6 protein-coding genes are annotated in these 23,674 nt (G+C 65.6%); 2 read left to right on the top strand and 4 right to left on the bottom strand.

Annotation, left to right across the window (positions count from 1 at the left end; genetic code table 11):
• Positions 1-8 precede the first annotated feature (8 nt).
• Together DMX11_RS17610 and DMX11_RS17605 are read right to left on the bottom strand one after the other, a co-directional pair.
• On the bottom strand, positions 9-3,398 hold the full coding sequence (locus DMX11_RS17610; protein WP_110745661.1) for a non-ribosomal peptide synthetase: 3,390 nt from the start codon (positions 3,396-3,398) through the stop codon (positions 9-11).
• Positions 3,398-19,090 (bottom strand): non-ribosomal peptide synthase/polyketide synthase, encoded by a 15,693-nt coding sequence (locus DMX11_RS17605; RefSeq protein ID WP_110745660.1) that lies wholly within the window; start codon positions 19,088-19,090, stop codon positions 3,398-3,400. Before DMX11_RS17605 ends, DMX11_RS17610 begins: the two co-directional genes overlap by 1 nt.
• A 250-nt stretch (positions 19,091-19,340) precedes the next feature.
• Here DMX11_RS17605 and DMX11_RS17600 point away from each other — a divergent pair, with 250 nt between their 5' ends.
• Both DMX11_RS17600 and DMX11_RS17595 read left to right on the top strand, forming a co-directional pair.
• Positions 19,341-20,537 carry a PepSY domain-containing protein gene (locus tag DMX11_RS17600; RefSeq protein ID WP_110745659.1) on the top strand — a complete coding sequence of 399 codons (1,197 nt, stop codon included), beginning with the start codon at positions 19,341-19,343 and terminating at the stop codon, positions 20,535-20,537.
• On the top strand, positions 20,534-21,076 hold the full coding sequence (locus DMX11_RS17595; RefSeq protein WP_110745658.1) for a thiamine pyrophosphate-binding protein: 543 nt from the start codon (positions 20,534-20,536) through the stop codon (positions 21,074-21,076). The genes DMX11_RS17600 and DMX11_RS17595 overlap by 4 nt, the downstream gene beginning before the upstream one ends.
• 24 nt (positions 21,077-21,100) lie before the next feature.
• On the opposite strand, the gene DMX11_RS17590 is transcribed toward DMX11_RS17595, so the two are convergent.
• Both DMX11_RS17590 and brnQ read right to left on the bottom strand, forming a co-directional pair.
• Entirely contained in the window at positions 21,101-21,850 is a 750-nt protein-coding gene (locus DMX11_RS17590; protein ID WP_110745657.1) for a DUF599 domain-containing protein, read from the bottom strand.
• Positions 21,851-22,081: 231 nt separating this feature from the next.
• The gene (gene brnQ / locus DMX11_RS17585) at positions 22,082-23,395 is read right to left on the bottom strand and encodes a branched-chain amino acid transport system II carrier protein (protein WP_021784851.1); all 1,314 of its coding nucleotides are present in this window, start codon (positions 23,393-23,395) and stop codon (positions 22,082-22,084) included.
• Positions 23,396-23,674 lie beyond the last annotated feature (279 nt).

The raw sequence follows: 23,674 nt of genomic DNA, 5'->3' as shown, positions 1-23,674 counted from the left end.
TTCCCCTGTCAAGAGATCAGATTTTCCAGATCTTCGGCTGATAGACGTTTGAGGGCCTCCAAGGATTTAGCCAAGGCATCGTTGACCGCCTGGGTTTGCGGCTGAGCGCCAGCGATCTCGGCGCAGTAGGCTTGCAGGTCATTGGTGGTGAACAGCGCCTTGACCGCTGTTTCCAGCTTCAACTGCTCACGCAGCCGCACGGTGACCTGGGTGGCCAGCAGCGAATGCCCGCCGAGGTCGAAGAAGTTGTCGGCAAGGCCGACCTGATCGACGTGCAGCACCTCCTGCCAGATCTGCGCCACTTGCTGCTGCAGCTCGCTCTGCGGTGCCAGGTAGGCCACCCGGGCGACACTCAGGTCAGGGGCTGGCAGGCGGTTGCGGTCAAGCTTGCCATTGGGGGTGTGGGGGAAGGTTGCGACGAACGTCGTCCAGGTCGGCACCATGTACTCCGGCAATGCGCTGCGCAGTTGCCGCTTCAGCGCCTCGCCCAGTGCCTCCCGCGTTTGCGCATCGTCGACCACGGCCACGTCCTGCGGCACCAGGTAAGCCACCAGCTGCTGGCCACCAGGCCCCGGCCGGGCGACTACCGCCGCTTCGCGAATGGCGGGATGACGCGCCAGTTGTGCCTCGATTTCACCGAGTTCGATACGGTAGCCACGCATCTTCACTTGCTGGTCGATTCGCCCGAGGTATTCCACCACACCCTCGGCCCGGTAACGCGCCAGGTCGCCGGTGCGGTACAGCCGTTCACCGTTCCCGGCGAACGGGTCGGGGACGAAACGCTCGGCGGTCAGCCCTGGCCGCTGGTAATACCCGCGCGCCAGCCCCGCCCCGCCAATCAGCAGCTCGCCGGCAACGCCAACAGGCACTGGCGCCAGGTCCTCACCCAGCAGGTAGAGCCGGGTATTGTCCACTGGCCTGCCTAGCAATGCCTGCGGCCTGGCGGGCTGCAAGCGGTGCAGCGCCGACCAGATGGTGGTTTCGGTCGGCCCGTACAGGTTCCACAACGGCCCGCCCAGGGCCAGCAGCCGCTGGGCCAGGTCATCGCTCAGCGCTTCGCCGCCACACAGCTTCGTGCAGCCGGCCAGCACCTCGCCGCGACCGCTGTCTAGCAGCATGCGCCAGGTCGAAGGGGTAGCCTGAAGCACGGTCACCGCCTGCCGCGCTACCAGCTCCAGCACCCGCTGCGGGTCCTGTGCAGTATCCGGACCGGCCAGGACCACGCAGGCGCCCTGCACCAGCGGCAGGTACATCTCCAGCCCGAAGATATCGAACGAGAACGTGGTCAACGACAACAGGCGGTCTCCGGTAGCCAGCCCCGGCGCCTTGGCCATGCTGGCGATGAAGTTGACCAGCGCACCGTGGGGCACCATCACCCCTTTTGGCCTGCCGGTGGAGCCCGAGGTGTAGATCATGTAGGCGAGGTGCTCGGCCGACAGGTGGGGCTGCGGGTTGTGCACACCGTAGGCTGCCGCGTTGCAACCACTGCCCAGCGGGTGTTCGGGCGCCAGCAACAGGCACTGGACCGTGGCCGGTATCGGCAGGCGTGCCTGGAGCGACGGCTGGGTCAGCAGCAGCCTGATGCCGCTGTCCTCCATCATGTAGGCGAGCCGCTCGTCCGGGTAGTGAGGGTCCAGCGGTACATAGGCACCCCCGGCCTTGAGCACGGCCAGCAAGGCGACGAGCATCTGTGGCGAGCGTTCGAGGGCCACCCCGACTTTGACGTCCGGCCCCACGCCGCCTTCGATCAGGCGCCAGGCCAGGCGGTTGGCGTGTTCGTTGAGTTGCTGGTAGCTCAGCGTCTGGTCTTCGAACTGCACGGCCGGTGCATGCGGTGTGGCATGGGCACGCTGCTCGATCATGTGCTGGATACAGGCGTCGGCAACCGGCACCGCCGTGTCATTCCAGGCCTGGCCGATCACGTCCAGCTCGCTGTCGCTGAGCAGTGGCAACGCAGCGACTCGCTGGCCCGCGTCGGCCACGATGCCGTCCAGCAATTGCAGCCAGTGCCCGGCCATGCGCGCCACGGTCGTGGCATCGAACAGATCGGTGGCGTAGTTGAACGAGGCGCCGATCTGCCCTGGCGCTTCGAAGGTTTCCAGGGTGAGGTCAAACGGCGCGGTGCGCGTTTCGCCAGGCAAAGCCTCGATACGCAGCGCTGTGTCGCTGGCGGCTTGCTGGCCATTGCCCTGGCGCTGGTGGTTGAACATGACCTGGAACAACGGGCTGTGACTCAGGCTGCGCCCCGGCTGCAAGGCTTCGACCAGTTGTTCGAACGGCAGCTCTTGATGGGCCTGGGCGTCGCTGGCGGCCTGGCGGGCTTGCTGCAACAGCGCGCGGAAGGTCTGCTGCGGCTCGATTTGCGCGCGCAGCACCTGGGTGTTGACGAAAAACCCGATCAACCCTTCGGTTTCTACCCGGTTGCGGTTAGCGATGGGCACACCCACGCGAATGTCCTGCTGCCCGCTGTAGCGCTGCAGCAAGGCCTGGAACGCGGCCAGTAACAGCACGAACAAGGTCACCCCTTCGTGGCGGGCCAGGTCTTGCAGGCGTTGGCACAGTTCGGCCGGCAAGCTGAAGTCGTGCCGTGCGCCGCGGTAGCTCATCAGCCCCGGGCGGGGCCGATCGGTGGGCAGTTCCAGCACCGGCTGCTGGCCACCCAACTGCGCTTGCCAATAGGCCAGCTGCCGCTCGCGCTCACCGGCCTCCATCCAGCGCCGTTGCCAGATGGCATAGTCGGCGTACTGGATGGGCAGGGGCCGAACAGCCACGGCATGCCCTTGGCAGCAGGCACTGTAACCCTGCAGCAGTTCATCGACCATGACCTTCAGCGACCAGCCGTCAGCGGCGATGTGGTGCACCACCAGGCTAAGCACATGGTCCTCGGCCGCCAGGCGCAGCAACGCCACGCGCAACACGGGGCCGTGTTGCAGGTCGAACGGCTGCTCCCGGTGGGCTTCGACGAAGGCTTGAACCTGCGCCTGCTCATCGCCCACACCGCGCTCACTGCATTCGATCGCTACCGTCAGCTGTGGGGCGATTCGCTGGCGCGGGCCACCGTCGCGGCTGTCATGGGTGAACGTGGTGCGCAAGCTCTCGTGCCGCGCCAGCAGCGCATCGAAACTGCCTTGCAAGGCCTGCAGGTTCAGCGGGCCATGCAGGCGCAGGCTGACCCCGATGTTGTAGGCAGTGCCCTGAGGCTCCATCTGCCACAGGAACCATTGGCGCTCCTGGGCAAACGACAACGGCACCACGGTGGTGTCGTCGCGCACCAGCGGAATGGGCAGGTTGGCCGGGGACACGCCCTCTTCAAGCATTTTCTGCAAGTATTGGCGACGCTTTTCCAGCGGCAGATTGATGAAGCGCTGGGCAATTTTCGTGGCGACTGCGGTGTCCATCACACGTCCTCCATTTCGTCCAGCAGAGCCGACAGCTTGCTGAGTGTTTGTGTGTCCGCCGGCGCAGATGCCTGGGCCAGCTGTTCGGCGAAGCTCGCCAGGGTTGGGTGCTGGAAAATCAGTTGCGGGGTCAGGCTCAGGCCGAGTTCCAGTTGCACCCGCGAAACCACGCTCACGGCCAGCAATGAGTGGCCGCCCAGTTCGAAGAAGTGGTCGTCCAGGCCCACTTGCTCAAGCTTGAGCACGTCCTGCCAGATGGCTGCCAGCTGCTGTTCAAGCTCGCTGCGTGGGGCGCGATAACCGTGCTGCAACAGGCTGGCATCGGCCTTGGGCAGGGCCTTGCGGTCGAGCTTGCCGTTGGCTGTCAGTGGCCATTGGTCGAGCAGCAGCAGGTGCGCCGGGACCATGTAGTCCGGCAGCGCTTCCTTCAACTGTTCGCGCAGCTGCGCGCGCAGCCCGGCCTGCTGCTCCAGCGCTACCTCGGCAGCGGGGATCAGGTAGGCCACCAGCTGCTGGCCGGTCGCGCCTTCCTGGGCCAGCACCAGGGCCTCGCGCACCTGCGGCTGGGCCTGCAGGCGGGCTTCGATTTCACCCAGCTCGATGCGGAAGCCGCGGATCTTCACCTGGTGGTCGATGCGCCCGGCGTATTCGATCACCCCGTCGGCGTGGTAGCGCGCCAGGTCACCGGTGCGGTACAGGCGCCCGCCAGGGGCACCGAACGGGTCCGGCACGAAGCGCGTGGCGCTCAGGTCGCTGCGCTTGAGGTAGCCGCGCGCCAGGCCGGCGCGGCCGACGTACAGCTCGCCGATGCAGCCTTTGGCTACCGGGTTCAGGTCGCCGTCGAGCACATACCAGGACAGGTCGGGGATCGGCACGCCCATCGGGCTGCTGGCCGCCTTGCCCAGGTCGGCCAGCGACAGCGGCCGGTAGCTGACATGCACGGTGGTTTCGGTGATGCCGTACATGTTCACCAGCTGCGGCTGGCGGTCGCCGAAGCGCTCGAACCACGGTGCCAGGCTGTTGACGTCCAGCGCCTCGCCCCCGAACACCACGCTGCGCAATGCCAATGGCCGCTGCGGCTCGGCCGTGGTGGCCACTGCCATCAGTTGCTTGAACGCCGACGGGGTCTGGTTCAGCACCGTGACCTGTTCATCGGCCAGCAACTGGTAGAAGGCCTCGGGCGAGCGGCTGGTGTGCTGCGGCACAATCACCAGGCGCCCGCCGTAGAGCAGGGCGCCGAAGATTTCCCACACCGAGAAGTCGAAGGCATAGGAGTGGAACAGGCTCCACACGTCGTCGCTGCCGAAGCGGAAGTCGGCGTCGGTGGCCGTGAACAGGCGCAGCACGTTGCGCTGCGGCAACAGCACGCCCTTGGGCTTGCCGGTGGAACCGGAGGTGTAGATCACATAGGCGAGGTTGTCCGGGCTGACGGTGACCGGCGAGCAGGCCAGCGGGTCGGCCTGGCTGCTGTCATCGTTGCTTTCCAGACTGAGCACGCGCACGCCTGCCGGCACCGGCAGGCTGGCCAGCACCTGGGGCTGGGCCAGCACGCGCTGCAGGCCGCTGTCTTCGATCATGTAGGCCAAACGGTCGGCCGGGTAGGCCGGGTCCAGCGGCACGTAGGCACCGCCAGCCTTGAGGATGGCGAAGATGCCAACGACCATGTCCAGGGAGCGCTCGGCAGCCAGGCCGACCAGCACGTCAGGCCCGACCCCGTCGTCGACCAGGCGCCGGGCCAGGGCGTTGGCACGCTGGTTGAGCTGGGCATAACTCAGGGCCTGGCCCTCGCAGGTGACGGCGATGGCATCGGGGGTGCGCTGCACCTGGGCCTCGATGCGGCTGTGCAGGGCCTGATCGGCCGGGTGCTCGGCGGGGGCCGGGTTCCACTGGGCGAAGGTGGCCTGCTGCTGTTGCGCATCGAGCAGCGTCAGGCTGCCCAGCGCCTGGTGCGCCGTGGCCTCGACAATCTGCTCGAGCAACTGTCGCAGGTGCCCAGCCAGTTGTTCGACCTGCACGGCAGCGAAGCAGCCACGGTCGTAGCCGAAGGTCACCGACAGCGTCTCGCCCTGGTTGACCGCCAGGGTCAATGGGTAGTTGGCCTGCTCATGGTTGTGCACCGCATCGAAACGCAGCCCCTCGGGTGCCGTTTGCTGGAGGATCTCCGAGACCGGGTAGTTCTCGAACACCATGATGCTGTCGAACAGCCCCTCGCCGCCGTGACCGGCCCAGCGCTGGATCTCGAACAACGGCGTGTGTTCGTGTTCACGCAATTGCAGGTTGAGGCTTTGCAACGCTTGCAGCCATTGCACCACGGGTTGTTCCGGGCGCGGGCTGGCAACCACCGGCAAGGTGTTGATGAACAGCCCGATGTGCGCTTCGACGCCGCGCAGCTCGGCAGGACGGCCCGCGACGGTGACACCGAATGCGACCGCCGCCTGCCCGGTATAACGCTGCAACAGCAACAACCAGGCCCCTTGCATCAAGGTGTTGAGCGTGACCTTGTGCTGCCGGGCGAAATCGCTGAGCTGGCGGGTTTGCTGGCGATCACGCAGCAATACAACCTGCCCCTGCCCGGCTACGTCGGCTTCGGCCAATGGCTCGCCGGTCGCCAGGCTGCGGCTGAGCAGTGTGGGCTGTTCCAGGTCCGCCAGGCGGGCTTTCCAGAACTGCTCGCTGGCCTGCGCATCCTGGCGCTGCAACCAGCCGATGTAATCGCGGTAGCGCCCTGCCGGCGCCGCTGGGCGAGGCTCGCCGCGGGCCTGGGCGCCGTATTGTTCGAGTACCTCCCCCAGCAGCTGCGAATAGCTCCAACCGTCCATGAGGATGTGGTGGTTGGTATCGATCAGGTGGTAGCGATCGTCGCCAATGCGGATGACCTGGATGCGTTGCAGCGGCGCCTTGCCCAGGTCGAACCCGCGCAGGCGTTCGGCGTTGGCCAACTGGTCGAGCGCGGTGGACAGCTCCCGCCGCTCGCGCCAATCCTGGTACACCAGCGCCACGGCCAGGTGCTTGTGAATGACCTGCAACGGTTGCTGCTGGCCCTGCCACAGCACACTGGCGCGCAGCACCTCGTGGCGGTCGTAGACTGCCTGCCAGGCGGCCCGCAGCCGTTCGGCATCCAGCCCCTGCACATCGGCACGCATCTGGTTGATGTAGTCACCACTGCCCTGCTCGTACAGCGAGTGGAACAGCATGCCTTGCTGCATCGGCGACAGCGCGTAGATGTCTTCGACTTGCGCCGCCGGTACCGGCAACGCATCGAGCTGGGCCTGGCTCAGGCCCGCCAGCGGGAAGTCCGAAGGTGTCATGCCCTGCTCACCGGCCTCGTTGGCCTGCAGGCAATGCTCGACCAGGCTGCGCAGCTCGCGCCCGTAATCGTCCGCCAGGTGTTGCACGGTCTGTTCGTCGAACAGGTCGAGGCTGAACGTCCAGCCCATGCGCAGCTCGCCGCCATAGACCTGGCCATTGAGGCTGAGCCAGTTTTCCAGCGGCGCGTCAGCGCTCTGTTCGGCGCCGACGCCCAGCCGGGAAGGTTGCAGCAAGGCATCACCGGCGCCATCGAAGCTGGCGTCGAACTGCCCCAGGTAGTTGAAGGTGATGCGTGGTGTTGCCAGGCTTTGCAGGGCCTGACGCTGCTCGTCACTGCCAAGGTAACGCAGCACACCGTAACCCAGGCCTTTGTTGGGGATGGCGCGCAACTGCTCCTTGACCTGCTTGATCGACGCGCCCAGCTCGCCCTCGACGCGCAGGCACACCGGGTACAGGCTGGTGAACCAGCCGACGGTTCGGCTGAGGTCAAGGTCGGCGGACAGTTCTTCGCGGCCATGCCCTTCCAGCTGAATCAGCGTCGCGGCCTGGCCGCTCCAGCGACCCACCACGCGCGCCAGCGCAGTCAGCAGCAAGTCGTTGACCTGCGTACGATAGGTGGCCGGAGCCTCTTGCAGAAGCTGCCGGGTCACTTCGCGGTCAAGTTGCGTGCTGACCGTGCGCGCACGTCGGCGTTGTTGCCCAGCACCCGGGTGGTCGCAGGGCAGCTCGGCGTGGTCGTGCTGCAACTGCGCCTGCCAGTACGCCAGCTCGCTGCCAAGCCCTGCGCTGCCAGCATAGGCTTGCAACTGCCCGGCCCAGTCCCTGAGCGAACTGGTCTTGGCCGGCAGCACCACCGCTTGGCCCGCCACGCATTGACGATAAGCACGCTGCAGGTCTTCCAGCAGGATCCGCCAGGACACCCCGTCGACCAACAGGTGATGGATCACCAGCAACAAGCGCTGGCACTCGCCCGGTTGCGTTACCAGCACCGCACGCACCAGGTCGCCGCTGCCCAGGCACAGGCTGGCCTGGGCCTGGTCGCACAGAGCCTCCAGCGCCTGCGCATCGGCACAGTCACGCTGCCACAACAGCGCGTGGCGCACGTGCGCTTCGCCGAAGCTGGCGCGCCAGCCCTGTTCGCTTTCGTCGAACTTCAGGCGCAAGCCGTCATGGTGCACCACCAACTGGTGCAGGGCGTGTTCCAGCCGGTCGGCATCCAGCGGCTGCAGGGCGTCCAGCAGCACCGACTGGTTCCAGTGATGGCGCTCGGGAATAGCCAGCGCGAAGAATTCGGCCTGGGCCGGCAGCAGGTGCAGCTCACCGCTGACCGGGCCCTGGTCGATCTGCTGCTGAGCGGCACCCCGCCGAGCGACACGCGCCAGGCCCTGTACCGTCTGCTGCTCGAAAACATCTTTGGGGCTGAAGGCGATGCCGGCCTGGCGGGCGCGCCCGACCACCTGGATGGAAACGATCGAATCGCCACCCAGTTCGAAGAAGTTGTCGTCCAGCCCCACCTGCTCAAGCTTGAGCACGTCCTGCCAGATCGCGGCCAGCTGCTGCTCCAGTTCACTGCACGGGGCAACATAGGCCTGGCGTGCCTGACTCATGTCCGGCAGCGGCAGCGCCTTGCGGTCTACCTTGCCGTTCGGCGTCAGCGGCAGACGCGCCATCAGCACCCAGTGCACAGGTACCATGTAGTCGGGCAGACGGGCTTTCAGGCTGGCTTTGAGCTGTTGCTTGAGCGCGTCGGCAGCCACAGCGTCATCCGCCACGCAATAGGCCACCAACTGCGGCCCGTTGGCGCCGGGCTGGGCCATCACCACCGCCTCGCGTACCTGATCGCTGTCGAGCAACGCGGCTTCGATCTCGCCCAGCTCGATCCGGAAGCCGCGGATCTTGACCTGGTGATCGACCCGGCCGACGTACTCCAGCACGCCGTCGGCACGGCGCCGGGCCAGGTCGCCAGTGCGGTACAGGCGCTCGCCGGGCGCCCCGCAAGGGTGCGGAATAAAGGCCTGGGCAGTACGCAGGGGGTCGCCGACATAGCCACGGCCCACGCTGGTTCCTGCCACGCACAGCTCTCCGGTGACGCCCAGCGGCGCCAGCTCCAGCGCGGCGTCCAGCACATACAGGCGGTTGTTGTCGGTCGGGCTGCCAATGGGCAGGTACACGCCTTGCGTGCTCGCCAGGTCGACCCGGAAGAACGCCACGTCATCGGAACATTCGGCCGGCCCATAGGCATTGACCAGCCCGACATCGGGATAGCGCTGCAACCATTGACGAGCGAGCTCCGGCGCCAGCGCTTCGCCAGTGGGCAGCATCCAGCGCAGCGACGGCACGGCAATGGCCGGGGCCTGGAACATACCCTGGATCAACGACGGCACACTCTCGAGCACACTGATGCGCTGCTCGCGCACCTGCTGCAGCAAGGCTTCGGGATCATGGGCCAGTTCGTTTGGCACAATCTGCACACAGCCGCCAAACAGTGGCGCTGCAAGGAACTGCCACACCGAAATGTCGAAGCTCTGCGACGCGGTCTGGGCGATCACGTCGTCCGGCCCCAAGCCCAGGTAAGGCACCTTGCTCAACTGGTTGTTGAGCATGCCCGCCTGCTCGACCATCACCCCTTTGGGCTGCCCAGTCGAGCCCGAGGTGTAGATCACGTACGCCAGATGCTGCGGGCCACTGTAGCGCTGCGGATCGTGCTCGGCGCTGCCAGGCCGGTCGAGGGTTTCCAGCACCAGCAGCTGCGGCCGCCGTGCTTCGTCCAGTGCGTCCAGCAAAGCCTCGGCCTGCGCCTGGCAAGCCTCGGTGCAGAGCAACACCGGGGTGCGGCTCAAGGCGACGATATGGCTCAGGCGTTGTTGTGGCAGCCCAGGGTCCAGTGGCAGGTAGCCGGCGGCGGCCTTGAAGGTGCCCACCATCATGCCCAGCAGCTCAAGGCTGCGCTGCGCCAGCAATGCCACCGGCTGGTCAGGCCCGACCCCCAGCGCAATCAGCCCATGGGCCACACGGTTGGCACGGCGGTTCAGCTCGCTGTAGCTGTACTGCCGGTCGCCGCAGCGCGCAACGACCGCCTGCGGGGTACGGGCCACCTGCGCTTCGAACAGCTCGGCATAACTGTGCTGCAGCGGGTAATCGGCAGCCGTCTGGTTGACGTGCTGCAACAGCCCCTCGCGGGTGGCAGGAGCTACCAGGCAGAACGCGCCCAGGCAGCTGTCCAGCGGCAAGCTCAGGCACTGCTGCAGCACATGCTGGAAGTTGTCGGCCAGCGCAGCCAGCGCCGGGCGCTGCAGATGCTCCAGCGCATGGCTGTAGTGCAACTGCAAGGTCTGCCCTTGGCTGATCGACAGGGTCAGCGGGTAATGCGTCTGTTCGCGGCTGTAGACCTCGCCGAAGCTCAAGCCTGCCGGGGCACCCTGCTGCAGCGCTTCGGAAACGGGATAGTTCTCGAAGACCAGGATGTTGTCGAACAGGGCCTCGCCGCCCTGCCCGCTCCAGCGCTGGATGTCGAACAGCGGGGTGTGTTCGAACTCGCGCATGGCCACGTTTTGCGCCTGCAGCTGCTGCAGGAATTGCGCGAACGGCAGCTGCGGGGCCGGGCTGGCAGTGACCGGCAAGGTGTTGATGAACAGGCCCACCTGCTGCTCGATGCCCTTGAGCGCCGCCGGGCGCCCGGCAACCGTGGCCCCGAACGTGACGCTGTCCTGCCCGGTATAGCGTTGCAGCAGCAACAGCCAGGCACCCTGCAGCAAGGTGTTGAGGGTGACCTTGTGTTGGCGCGCCAGTGCCACCAGCTGCCCGGTGGTGGCGGCATCGATCACCTGCACATGCTCAGCGTAGCCCTGCCCGGCTTCGGCCTGGGCCTCGTAGGCAATGGCCTGCGCCAGGCGGGTGGGCCCTTGCAGGTCGCGCAGGCAGTCTTTCCAGAACGCTTCACCGGCAGCGGCGTCCTGCCGGCCCAGCCAGCCGATGTAATCGCTGTAGCGGCTGGTGACCGGTGGCAATGCCGAGGGCTGCCCGTCGCCCAGCAAGGCGTACTGGTGCAGCACTTCGCCCAACAGCTGGGAGTTGCTCCAGCCATCCATGAGGATGTGATGGCTGGTATAGAGCAAGTGCTGTCGGGCCGGACCAGTGCGCACCAGCGCCAGGCGCAGCAACGGTGCCTGGCTGAGGTCGAAGCCCTGCTGGCGCTGGTCGAGTGCCAGTTGCTCGAGGGCAGCCTCAAGGCCTTCGCGCCCCTGCCAGTCGTGCACCACGAACGGCAGTTCAACGTGTTTGCGTACCACCTGCAGGGCCTGCTCGTGCTCCCAGTGGAACTGCGTGCGCAAGATATCGTGGCGCTGCAGTACAGCCTCCCAGGCACGGCGGAAACGCTCGACATCCAGGCCGGCGACATCGACGCGCATCTGGTTCACGTAGTCCCCCGCCTGCTGCTCGTACAAGGCGTGGAACAGCATGCCCTGCTGCATCGGCGCCAGCGGGTAGAGGTCGGCGATCTCGGCCGCGGGCACTGGCAGTTGGTCCAGCTGGGCCTGCGACAGGCGCGCCAGCGGGAAGTCGGACGGCGTCACACCGCACACCCCCGGTGTGCAGCAGTGCTCGATCAACGCCTGCAATTCGCGGGTGTAATCTGCGGCCAGGCGCTCAAGGGTGGCGCTATCGAACAGCTCGCGACTGAACGTCCAGCCCAGGCTCAGCTCACCGCCGTACACCTGGCCATTGAGGCTCAACAGGTTGCCCAGCGGCGCCTGCGCGTCGTGATCGGCGCCCTTGTCTTCCTTGGCCGGCACGAACAGCGCTTCGGCCTGATCGAAGCTGCCATCGAACTGGCCCAGGTAGTTGAAGGTGATTTCCGGCAGCGGTACATGGCCCAATTGCTGGCGCGCCTCGGCGCTGCCCCATTGGCCCAGCACACCGAAACCGATGCCGTTGTCGGGAATGCTGTGCAGGTGCTGCTTGACCTGCTTCAAGGTGTGGGAACGCTCACTGGGCACCGCCAGCTTCAGCGGGAACACCGTGGTGAACCAGCCGAGCGTGCGGCTGAGGTCCAGGTCGTCGAACAGCGCTTCACGGCCATGACCTTCCAGCAGCACCGACACTTCGTCGCGCCCGGTCCAGCCTGCAATCACCCGCACCAAGGCTGCCAGCAGCAGGTCGTTGACCCGTGTGCGGTAGGCGGCCGGCGCCTCGCGCAGCAGCCGCTCGGTCCAGGCGCGGTCCAGGCGGCTGTAAACCGTGTGGGCGTGGCACTGCTGATTGGCTGCGGCCAGGTCGCTGACCTGCCGGTGTGGCAGTGCGGCGCGCCCCTGCAACTGCTCGCACCAGTAGCCAAGCTGGCCCTGCATGTGCGCTGCATGCCCCTGCAAGCGCTTGGCCCATGCCTGCATGGAATGGCTCTTGGCGGGCAGGTTCGGCTGGTTACCCGCAAGCACGGCAGCGTAGGCCTGTTGCAGGTCCTCCAGCAGGATGCGCCATGACACCCCATCCACCACCAGGTGATGAACGACCAACAGCAAGCGCTGGCTGCCGTCCGCCAGCGTTGCCAGCAAGGCACGCAGCAATGGCCCGTTTTCCAGGTCAAGGCTGCGCTGCGCTTGCTCGAGCAAAGTGTGCAACCCACCTTCATCATCCGCCGCGGCCTGCCACAGCAGTGCCGCCTGGGCGCACTGTGCAGGGCTGCGGTAGCGCGCCTGCCAGCCGTCATCGGCGGGCGCAAAGCTCAGGCGCAAGGCATCATGGTGCTCGACCAGGGCGTGCAGGGCCCGCTCCAGATCAGCAGCGTTCAAAGGCTGCCGTGGTTCAAGCAGGATCGACTGGTTCCAGTGGTGACGTGCCGGAATCTCCTGGGCAAAGAACAGCTGGTGCACCGGTAGCAGCACCTGCTCGCCACTGAGCGGCCCCTGGTCGGCTTGCACCTCGCATGCGCCAACCTGGGCAACGCTGGCCAGTGCGGCCACGGTCTGATGCTCGAACAGATCACGGGCACTGAACAGCAGGCCGTCCTGACGCGCCCGACTGACCAGCTGGATCGAGATGATCGAGTCCCCCCCGAGCTCGAAGAAGTTGTCACTCACGCCCACCTGCGGGAGCTTCAGCACGCGCTGCCACAACGCGGCAAGACGCTGCTCCAGGGCATTGCGTGGCGCCACGTAGGCCTGCTGCAGGGCGCTGAAGTCGGGTGCCGGCAGTGCTTTGCGGTCGAGCTTGCCATTGGGCAGCAACGGCAGTTGCTCCAGCACCAGCCAGTGGGTCGGCAGCATGTAGTCCGGCAGGCTCTGGCGCAGTGCCGCCTTCAGCTGCTCGCGCTGCTCGGCCGGCCCGTGTGCGGCAATGCTATCGGCCAGCACCAGGTATGCCGCCAGCTGCTTGCCGCTTGGGCCGTCGACGGCTACCACCACGGCCTCGCGCACCTCGGCGCAGGCCAGCAGGCACGCCTCGATTTCGCCCAGCTCGACGCGGAAGCCACGGATTTTTACCTGGTTATCGATCCGCCCCAGGTAATCGAACTGCCCGTCGGCGCGCAGGCAAACCTGGTCACCGGTGCGGTACAGGCGTGCACCCTCGGTGCCAAACGGGTCGGGCACGAAGCGCTCGGCCGTCAGCCCCGGGCGTCCCAGGTAGCCACGGGCCAGGCCGGCACCGCCCAGGTACAGCTGCCCGGCCACGCCTGCTGGCAGCAGGCCCAGGGCGGCGTCCAGCACACACGCACTGCGCTCGCCGACAGGCTGGCCGATCGGTGCATAGGCGCTGTCGCAATGATCCCCGGCGCGGGTACGCCAGACCATCGGCGTGACCACGGTCTCGGTGGGGCCATACCCATTGATCATCACCTGGGGTTGCAGGCTTTGCTGCACCCGCTCGTAAGTCGCCCGCGGCATGGCATCGCCGCCAAAGCTGTAAAGACGAACCGGTGGAGGGTTACCGGCATGCGCCGCATGCTCGGCCAGCTGTTGCAGGTAAGCCGGCGGGAATCCGGCCATGGTCACCCCATGCCGGCGTATCTCCTCGTAGGTGCGCTCGGGGCTCCACAGCTCATCGTCGCGCAGCAGCAGGCTGCCACCCATGACCAGCGAGGTCAGCCAGCGTTCATGAGCACCGTCGAAGGCAAACGACAGGAAATGCAGCTCACGGTCCGCCGGGGTCATTTCGTACCATTGGCCCGTGGCCAGGCAGTGCATGGCCAGCGGCCCGTGTGCGACCGCAACGCCTTTGGGCTGGCCGGTAGAACCCGAGGTGTAGATCACGTAGGCCAGGTTTTGCGGGCTCAATGCCACGGTGGGCGCATGGTCGGCGCCCGGCTGCTCAACCCGTTGGTCGAGCAGCAGCGTACGCATGCCGGCCGGCACTTCCAGGCCCGGCAGCACCCGGCTGTGACTGAGCAACAGGTCGATGCCGCTGTCCTGCATCATGTAGGCCAGGCGCTCTGCCGGGTACTGCGGGTCCAGCGGCAGGAACGCGCCCCCGGCCTTGAGAATGCCCAGCAAACCGACAACCATGTCGAGCGAACGCTCCAGGGCGATGCCCACCAGCACGTCGGGGCCGACACCCAGCGCCCGCAGGCGGTGTGCCAGCTGGTTGGCCCGGGCCTCGAGCTGGCCGTAGCTCAGTTGCTGGTCGCCGACCAGCAACGCTACCGCTTGCGGTTGGCGCTGGGCCTGTTCGGCAATCAGCTGGTGGACCGCCCCCGGCGCGGCCGCGAGCCCCGCCTGTTGCCAGCCCTGCAACAGTGCCGCCTGCTCCTGGGGCGCCAACAACGGCAGCTCGCCGACAGCCTGGGCTGGGTCGGCGGCAAGGCCGCGCAGCAAGTTGCACCAGTGCTCAGCCATGCGTTGCAGGGTAGCGGCTTCGAACAGCTCGGCAGCGTAGAGGAACGACACGTTGATCGCCGCGTCGGTCTCTAGTGTTTCCAGGGTCAGGTCGAATTGCGCGGTGCCACCCTGCAGGGTCATTTCTTCGGCATGCAAACCTGCCAGGCTGGTGCTGCCAACCTGCTGGCCGGCAATGCTGAGGTGGTTGTACATCACCTGGAACAGCGGGTTGCGGTCCAGCGAGCGTTGCGGGTTCAAGGCTTCGACCAGGCGGTCGAACGGCAGGTCCTGATGCGCCTGGCCGGCCAGCGCCGTGGCCTTGACCTGGCTGAGCAGCGCCGCGCCGCTCATGGCCGGGTCGACTTCGACGCGCATGACCAGGGTATTGACGAAAAAGCCCAGGACGTTTTCCAGCTCTTGCCGGCTACGGTTGCTCACCGGTATGCCGATGCGTACATCGGGCTGTTCGCAGTAGCGTTGCAACAACAGGGCAAAAGCCCCGAGGAACAGCTGGAACAGGGTCAGCTCATGCTCACGCGCCAACTGCCGCAAGCGCTGCGCCAGTTCGCTGTCCAGGGCGAACGCGACCCGCCCCAGGCGGTGGTCTTTCAGCGCGCTGCGCGGGTGGTCGATTGGCAGCTCGAGGATGGGCTGCTCGCTCCCCAGCTGCCCGCGCCAGTAGTCCAGTTGGCGCTGGAGCTCGCCCTGCTCAAGCCAGTGCTTGTGCCAGGCGGCGTAATCGGCGTACTGGATCGGCAGCTTGGCCAATGCCGGCGCTTCGCCCCGGTGCAAGGCCTGGTACAGGGCAACGAACTCACGCACCATCACGCTCATCGAACCACCATCGGAAATGATGTGGTGCAAGGTGACCACCAGCAACTGGTCCTGCTCGCCCAACTGCAGCACCTTGGCGCGCCACAACGGGCCGGTGCCCAGGTCGAACAGCCGCTGGGTCTCGGCCAGTACCTGAGCCTGTATGTGTGCCAACCCGGCCGTTGCCGGCAGTTGGTCCCAGGCCAGCGGTAGTTCACCCGCAGGCTGGATGCGCTGCAGCAACACGCCATCGCGCTCGACGAACGTCGTGCGGAAGGCTTCATGGCGTTCGCAGAGGATCGCGAAGGCCTGGGTCAATGCGGCACGATCCAGTTCGCCACGCAGGCGCACGACCATAGGTGTGTGGTAGGCGGTGCTGTGCGGCTGCATCTGCCAGAACAGCCATTGCCGCTGCTGGGCGTGCGACGCGACCAGGGGCTGGTCACGCGGCACCGCTGCGATCGGCTCGACGTGCTGCGCGCCAGCGCCCAGTACCTGTTCGGCAAAGCCCTGCAGCGAGTTGCTTTCGAAAAGGCTGCGCAACGGTACGTCACGCCCCAGGATGCGCCGGACCCGGGCGATGATCTGCGTCGCCAGCAGGGAATGCCCACCCAAGGCGAAGAAGTTGTCATCAAGCCCTACCTGGGCGACGTTCAGCACGTCCTGCCAGATCAGCGCCAACTGCTGTTGCAAGGTTGTCTGCGGGGCACGGTAGGCCTGTGCCGGGCCTTCGTCAGGCACAGGCAAGGCACGCAAATCGAGCTTGCCGTTGAGTGTCAGTGGCATGGCGGGCAATGCCATGAAGCGGCTCGGTAGCATGTAGTCCGGCAACTGTCTGGCCAGCGCCGCTTGTGCGTCGGCAAGCACCTGCGAGGCGTCGGCCTGGCTGTCGGGCACCACGTAGGCGACGATACGGGCCGCGCTGCCAGTGCCGTGGATAACGGCCACGGCGTCGTGCACACGGGGCTGGCGCTTGAGGGTGTCGGTGATTTCCCCCAGTTCGATGCGGTAACCGCGAATCTTCACCTGATGGTCGACCCGCCCCAGGTAATCGACCTGGCCGTTCGCCAACTGCCGCGCCAGATCGCCGGTTCGGTACACGCGGCTACCGGCGGCCCCGAACGGGTTGGGCACGAAGCGTTCAGCGGTCATCGCCGCGCGACGGTGATAGCCTCGCGCCACCCCTGCACCGGCAAGATACAGCTCGCCCTGGCAACCGGTGCTCAGCGGTTGCAGCGAAGCGTCCAGCACATAAGCCTGCATGTTGGCCAACGGCCGCCCAAGCGGCACACGCCCCGTCGCCGATGGCGCCTCGACCGCATCGGCGAGCGCGCCTACGGTGGTTTCGGTTGGGCCGTAATGGTTGAACAGCGTGCAGTGCGGGGCCAGCTGCGCCAGTTGGGCCATCAGCCCGCCGGGGCAAGCCTCGCCGCCCAGCACCAGCGCACGCTGCGGCAGTGCCCGGGCCGGGTGCGGGCCATCGAGCAATGCCTGCAGATGGGAAGGGACAATTTTCAGCACGTCCACCGCGTGTGCGTGCATGTAGGCGGCGAAACGCTCGGCGTCCAGGCTGATGTCCAGGGCAATCACATGCAGGCAGCTGCCGCTGCACAGTGCGCCGAACAGGGTGGTATGGCCAAGGTCGGCCGCCAGCGTGGAGACCACCGCCATGCTCGCAGCCTGGCCCAGCGCAAGGCGCTGCAGTGCCGCCTGGACGTAGTTGGCCAGGGCGCCATGGCTGATGGTGACACCCTTCGAACGCCCGGTAGAGCCCGAGGTATAGATGGCATAGGCCAGGTTATCGGCATTCACCCGCGCAGGCGGAGCCGCTGTGCTGAAGCGCGCCAGCGCCTCTGCAACCTGGTCGAGCACCAGGTAACGCACAGGTGTGTCCTGCGGCAGGCGTGGCAGCAGCGCCTGCTGGGTCAGCAGCAGCTGCACACCGCTGTCGGCCAGCATGTAGGCCAGGCGCTCTTGCGGGTACTCCGGGTCGAACGGCACATAGGCACCACCGGCCTTGAGGATCGCCAGCAGGCCAACGATCATCTCCACCGACCGTTCGACGGCAATACCGACCAGTACTTCAGGCCCGACGCCCCACTCGATCAATTGGTGCGCCAGCTGGTTGGCATCGGCATCGAGTTCGGCATAGCTCAGTTGCCGGTCGCCGAACACCAGTGCCGGGGCCTGGGGCTGCTGCGCCACCTGCGCGGCGAACAGCGCAAGTACGCTGTCGACAGCGAACTCGCTGGCTGCCGGTTGGCTGGCCTGCAATAGCCGCTGCCGCTCGCCGGCACCCAGCAGCGGCAAGTCGCCGATGGCCGCCAGCGGGTCAGCGGCCATGGCCTGCAACAGGTTCAGCCAATGGCCCGCCATACGTTCGATGGTGGCCGGGGCAAACAACTCGCTCGCATAGGTGAATGCGGCCTGCACTTGGCCGTCCCGCTCCACCGTATCGAGGGTGAGCTCGAACTGCACACTGCGCTCGTGGCGCTCCAGTACTTGCAGCTCAAGGCCTGATTCGCTGCGTAAGGCGCCGATGTCGGCGACGTTCGCCTGATGGTTGTGCAACACCTGAAACAACGGCGTATGGCTGAGGCTGCGCTCGACTTGCAGGCCTTCGACCAAACGCTCGAACGGCAAATCCTGGTGGCTCTGGGCCGCGCGGGTGGTTTCGCGGATATCGGCCAGCAATTGGGCGACGGACATCTGCGGGTCGAGCTCGGTGCGCAACACCTGGGTGTTGACGAATACGCCAATCAGCCCCTCGACTTCATCGCGATTGCGGTTGGCGACCGGCACCCCGACACGGATGTCCTGCAGGCCACTGTAATGTTGCAAAAGCAGCTTGAAGCCGGCCAACAGCACACTGAACAAGGTAACCCCTTGCTGACGCGCCAGGCCCGACAGTCGCTCGCTGAGGCCCTGTGGCACCGCGATGGCCAGGCGCTGCCCCTGGCGGCTGGCTTGCAGCGGCCGGGGGTAGTCGGCAGGCAACTGCAATACCGGATGCTGGTCGCCCAGCTTGGCCCGCCAGTAGGCCAGCTGTCGCGCTTGCTCCCCAGCCTCCAGCCAGCGCCGCTGCCACAGCGCGTAGTCACTGTACTGAATGGGCAACTCAGGCAGCTCCGGCGCCTGCCCGCTAACCAGGGCATCGTAGCCGTGGACGAATTCCTGGATGAGGACGTTCATCGACCAGCCATCGGCGACGATATGGTGCAAGGTCAACAGCAGCACGTGCTCCTGGGCCGCCAGCTTCAGCAAGCGCACACGAAACAGCGGGCCGTGCTGGAGGTCGAAAGGCATACCGGCTTCGTCCCGCACGGCCTGCGCCACAGCGGCGTCACGGGCCTCGCCGGCCAGCGCCTGGAGGTCGTGTTCGTCTATGACGATGGCCGCTGGCTGCACCACTTGCACCACGTCGTCGCCCTGAGCCTGGAACACGGTGCGCAGGGCCTGGTGACGCTGCAGTAGCTGTTCGAACGAACGCTGCACCGCAGAGATGTCCAGCGCCCCTTTCAGCACGACCGCACTGGGCAGGTTGTAGGCGGCACCGTGGGGGTCCAGCTGCCACAGAAACCACATGCGTTGCTGGGCATAGGACAGTGCGTGGCGATCGTCGACGGCGACGTCTGCAGGGATCGGGAATTGTGAAAAGTCGATACCCTCGCTGGCCAGGGTTTCGAGAAACAGCCGCCGCTTTTCCACCGGCAGCTCAATGAAACGGCGGGCGAGCTTCAGGGACTTCTCAACATTCATCTGGTTTCATCCGTGCACATTGGTTTCGAGTAACAACTCGGCTATCCCTACGAAACGGATGGAGCATCGGGAAAATTAACCGCGTACGGCCGCCGGCAAAGGCTGGCGCGGGCGGCCCTGAAGGTGCTGCACACGACCAGCGGTTTTCCGGTTTGCCGACGCTCGCGCGTCATAAGGGTACCGGCGGGAATTTCCTCATACCGCGAGGGATCGACGCGCAAGCCACCCAAACCACAAGGCACCGGCCCCTATGTCCAAGAAGTCACGCTCGAAACTCTGGTTCCTGGTTCACAGTTGGCTGGCCCTGCCCATCTGGTTCTTCGTGCTGATCGTCTGCTTCACCGGCACCCTGGCAGTGGTCAGCCAGGAACTGGTATGGCTGGCCAAACCGGAGATACGCGCGGCGAAGCCGAGCGATGATGCGCCACTGCTGACTTACGACCAGGTGCTCAAGGCCCTGCGTGAAGCCCGCCCCGATCTGGATGTGCAATACATCATGCGCCCGGACGAGTCGCACTTCGCGCTGCAGGTGCAGGTGGTGCAACCGGACAACACCACCCAGAACCTCTACGTGAACCCCTATACAGGCAAGATCCAGGGCATCAGCCCGTCCTTCGACTTCCGCCAGTTCACCCGCGCCCTGCATGGCTGGTGGCTGGTGCCTTTCGGCAACGGCTACCCGTGGGGGTGGTACCTGGTCTCGCTGCTGGGCTTGCCGATGCTCGCCTCGCTGGTCACCGGCCTGGTTGTCTACAAGCGCTTCTGGAAAGGCTTTCTCAAACCTACCCTGCGCTTGCACCAGGGTGCGCGCATCTTCTGGGGTGACTTCCATCGGCTGAGCGGTATCTGGTCGATCTGGTTCATTGCCGTGATCGCGATCACCGGCACCTGGTTCCTGATCCAGGCCTTGCTGGCCGACAACCACATCTCCATTTCAAGCCGCGACGTACCCGCCGTGGTCGCCCGCGAGGACGTACCGCTGCTACAACCTGGCGAGGCGCCCAGGCTGGTCAGCCTGGAGCATGCCATCGAAACGGTAGCGGCGCAGATCCCCGGCTTCGAGGCGTACTTCGTGCGCCTGCCCGGCAATGCCTACGACACCTTCAACATCCGCGGCCGCGGCTGGTACCCGCTGATGTACCAGAGCGCGAGCATCAACCCCTATACCGGCGTGGTCGCCACCTCGCACACCCTGGATGATCGCACTTCGCTGGAGTTCGTCACCGAATCCATGCGCCCGCTGCACACAGGCGATTTTGGCGGGCTCTGGGTCAAGATGATCTGGTTCTTTTTTGGCCTGGTGCTGACCTTGATGGTGCTCAGCGGGCTGCTGATCTGGAGCAAACGCACCGCCCAGGCCACCGCTGCGGCACTGAAACGCAAGCCGCGTGCCGCCCGAGCGAGCACCGCGACCCCCGCCGCGCACCTGAAGGAGACCACGCCATGAGCCATGCCACCCAAGCCGAAGCACCTTCTGCCGCACGCCGCTGGTGGTTGAAATGGCGCTTTCACCTGAACATTCTGCTGATACTCGTGCCCCTGGGTTTCATGCCCAGATATTTTGCTGACCAGGCGTTGTTCAAAGGTGAAGCCGGGCTGGGTGAACGTGAGGCGGGCGTGGTCGCAGTGGGCCCATGGAGCCTGCGCCTGGCCGAGTTCCGCGCTGCGGCGCCGCGCCAGGAAGGCCCGGCCGGGTACTTCAAGAGCTTCAGTGCGGCGTTGTGCAGCCACTGTATAGGCGAGGTGAAGGCCACCTACCTGCGGGTGGGCAAGCCACGCAGCCTGCGCGCGGCCGGGAGCATCTTCTTTGGTTCACCGTACAGCATGGGGGCTTCCGTCCCGGTCCCTGCAAGGACCCAACCCAACGCTGAACTGTGGATCACCATGGAGGGCTGGGATGGCAGCGTGCACCAGGCTTCGATCCCCCTCAGCCAGGCCTCGCCGGCGACGGTAGCCTGGCTGCAGGCGCAGGCTGACAGCCGCTAGGGAACGTGGCGCCTGCTGCTCCACTCAAGCGCTGCCAGCAGCGCTTTCTTTGCCCGCGTCCGTGGGGGCACTTTCAGTGGGCGTGAAGACCATGACTTCCAGTACATCGGAATGGAACTCACGGCGGTACAGAATCAACACCACGCCCACGCTCACCACCATGAACAGCCAGGGGCTGATGAACCAGGTGAGCAAGGCCATGCCAAAGTAATACGAGCGCAAGCCCAGGTTGAACTGGTTCGCCGCCAGTGACAGTACCCGCGCGGCACGTGAGGCGAATGCCTTGCGCTCCAGCTCATTGACCAGCCGTTCACCAATCATCGGCGCCGACCCCACCAGTACAGCAGCAAAGTTGTACTGCCGCATGCACCAGCTAAAGGTGAAGAACGCATAGACGAAGACCATGGCCAGGCACAGCAGCTTCATCTCCGACATGCCCTGCGAGGCCTGCTGCACCAGTGGCAGATCGGCCAGCAGCGACAGCGCCCGGTCGGAGGCGCCAAGCACGGTGAGAATGCCGGCGAGAATGATCAGCGTGCTGGAGGCAAAGAACGAGGCGTTGCGCTCCAGGTTGCCGATCACACTGGCATCGGCAATGCGGTTGTCGCGCAGCAGCATGCGGCGCATCCAGTCTTCGCGGTACAGGTGCAGTACGCTGGCCAGGCACGCAGTGTCACGCCCCTTCCAGATGGCATAGCGGGTATAACCCCCCCAGCACAGGGCGAACCAGGCGAGGGCTAGCAGGTTGGTGAGGTTGGTCTGAATGAAGTTCATGCAGGGTTACCGAAAGGGCTATGTGCCTCAAGGATAGGGACCGGATTTCGACGCTGGCAAGCGGCAAAAGGCACACCTGCACACTGAAAAAACCTCGCCTGCTGCGAAAAGCCCGCTGCCAGCAAGCAAAAAGCCCCGCATCCTTTCGGATACGGGGCTTTCCAGTTTCCACCCTTGGCGCGCACCCTTCGGCTTGTGGCCGGTGCCGCCCTCAGGCTTCGACGTACCAGGTCAGGCCAGCGCCTCGCGCGGCTTGCCGAGCATGCGGTCGCAGGCCACGGCGCCCGCCAGGGTCACCACCGAAGGCACCAGCCAGGCCATGCCGGCATCGCTCAATGGCAGGTGCGCCATGAAGTCTGGCAACACATGGGCAAGGCTGCTGCCCTTGATCGCGTCGACCATGCCGAACAGCAGCGACACCAGCATCACCGGCGCCAGGATACGGGTTGGCGAGTTCCACAGGTCCTTCACGAAGCTCAAGCCGACCACCACGATGCACGGTGGGTAGATGGCGGTGAGCACCGGGATCGAGAACATGATCAGCTTGGTCAGGCCCAGGTTGGAGATCAGCAGCGAGAAACCGGCAAGGATCACCACCAGCGCGCGGTACGACAGCGGCAGGATCTGGCTGAAGTACTCGGCGCAGGCGCAGGTCAGGCCAACCGCAGTCACCAGGCAGGCCAGCGCGATCAGCACGGCGAGGAAGCCGCTGCCCAGCGAGCCGAAGGTGTGCTGTACGTAGGCATGCAGCACCGCGGCACCGTTGGTGGCATCAGCGGCGATATCGTGGCTGGTGGCACCCAGGCGGAACAGGCTGATGTATACCAGCGCCAGGCCGACACCGGCGATCAGGCCAGCGATGATGGCGTAACGGGTGATCAGCTTCGGCGACTCCACACCGCGCGAGCGGATGGCGTTGACGATGACAATACCGAATACCAGGGCACCCAGGGTATCCATGGTCAGGTAGCCGTCGGAGAAGCCCTTGGAGAATGCTGCGGCGGCATAGGCCGGCTGTGCGTCACCAATGGTTCCGGCTGGCAGCGCGAAGGCAGCGATGCCCAGCACGGCCAGGGCGATGATCTTCAACGGCGCCAGGAAGCGGCCGACGGTATCGAGCAGCTTGCCCGGGTACATGGACACCGCCAGTACCACGGCGAAATACACCAGGCTATAGATGAACAGCGCCAGCGGGCTCTCACCGGTCAGCGGCGCAACACCCACTTCGAACGACACGGTCGCGGTACGCGGGGTAGCGAACAGCGGGCCTACCGACAGGTAGCACACGGCCGCCAGCAAGCCACCGAAGAACTTGCCGATCGGGCTGCTCAGGGCGTCCATGCCACCACCGACCTTGGCCAGGGCGACCACGGTGATGACCGGCAGGCCGACGGCAGTCACCAGGAAGCCCAGTGCCGCCATCCATACATGCGGGCCAGACTGCAGACCGACGATAGGCGGGAAGATGATATTGCCTGCACCCACAAAAAGCGCAAACGTCATAAAGCCAAGCGCCAGGATATCCTGGCCTTTGAGAACTTTCATTTAAGGTAGTACCACACTGCTGAAATCGGGATTCGAGAGGGGATTTCCCTTTGGATGAGGGGAAATGCTGCCCGGCTTGATAGGCCAGACCCGTTTAGCGTGTCGTTCCCTTTTGGGGTACGGGCACAGAGTGAGCGCGTAATGTAACTGTTTTGTCAGTCAAACGCACTGGCACAGTGCTGCTTGTCCGATGTGCGTACATGTTTGTCGTCTGTGCGACCGATGACAGGGGGAATTATCCTCGGATTGAAACATTCGTCTGCGTGAAAATTCCTATCA

Source organism: Pseudomonas sp. LB-090624 (assembly GCF_003205205.1).
Taxonomy (GTDB): Bacteria; Pseudomonadota; Gammaproteobacteria; order Pseudomonadales; family Pseudomonadaceae; genus Aquipseudomonas.
This window is presented reverse-complemented; position numbering and strand designations above follow the sequence as displayed.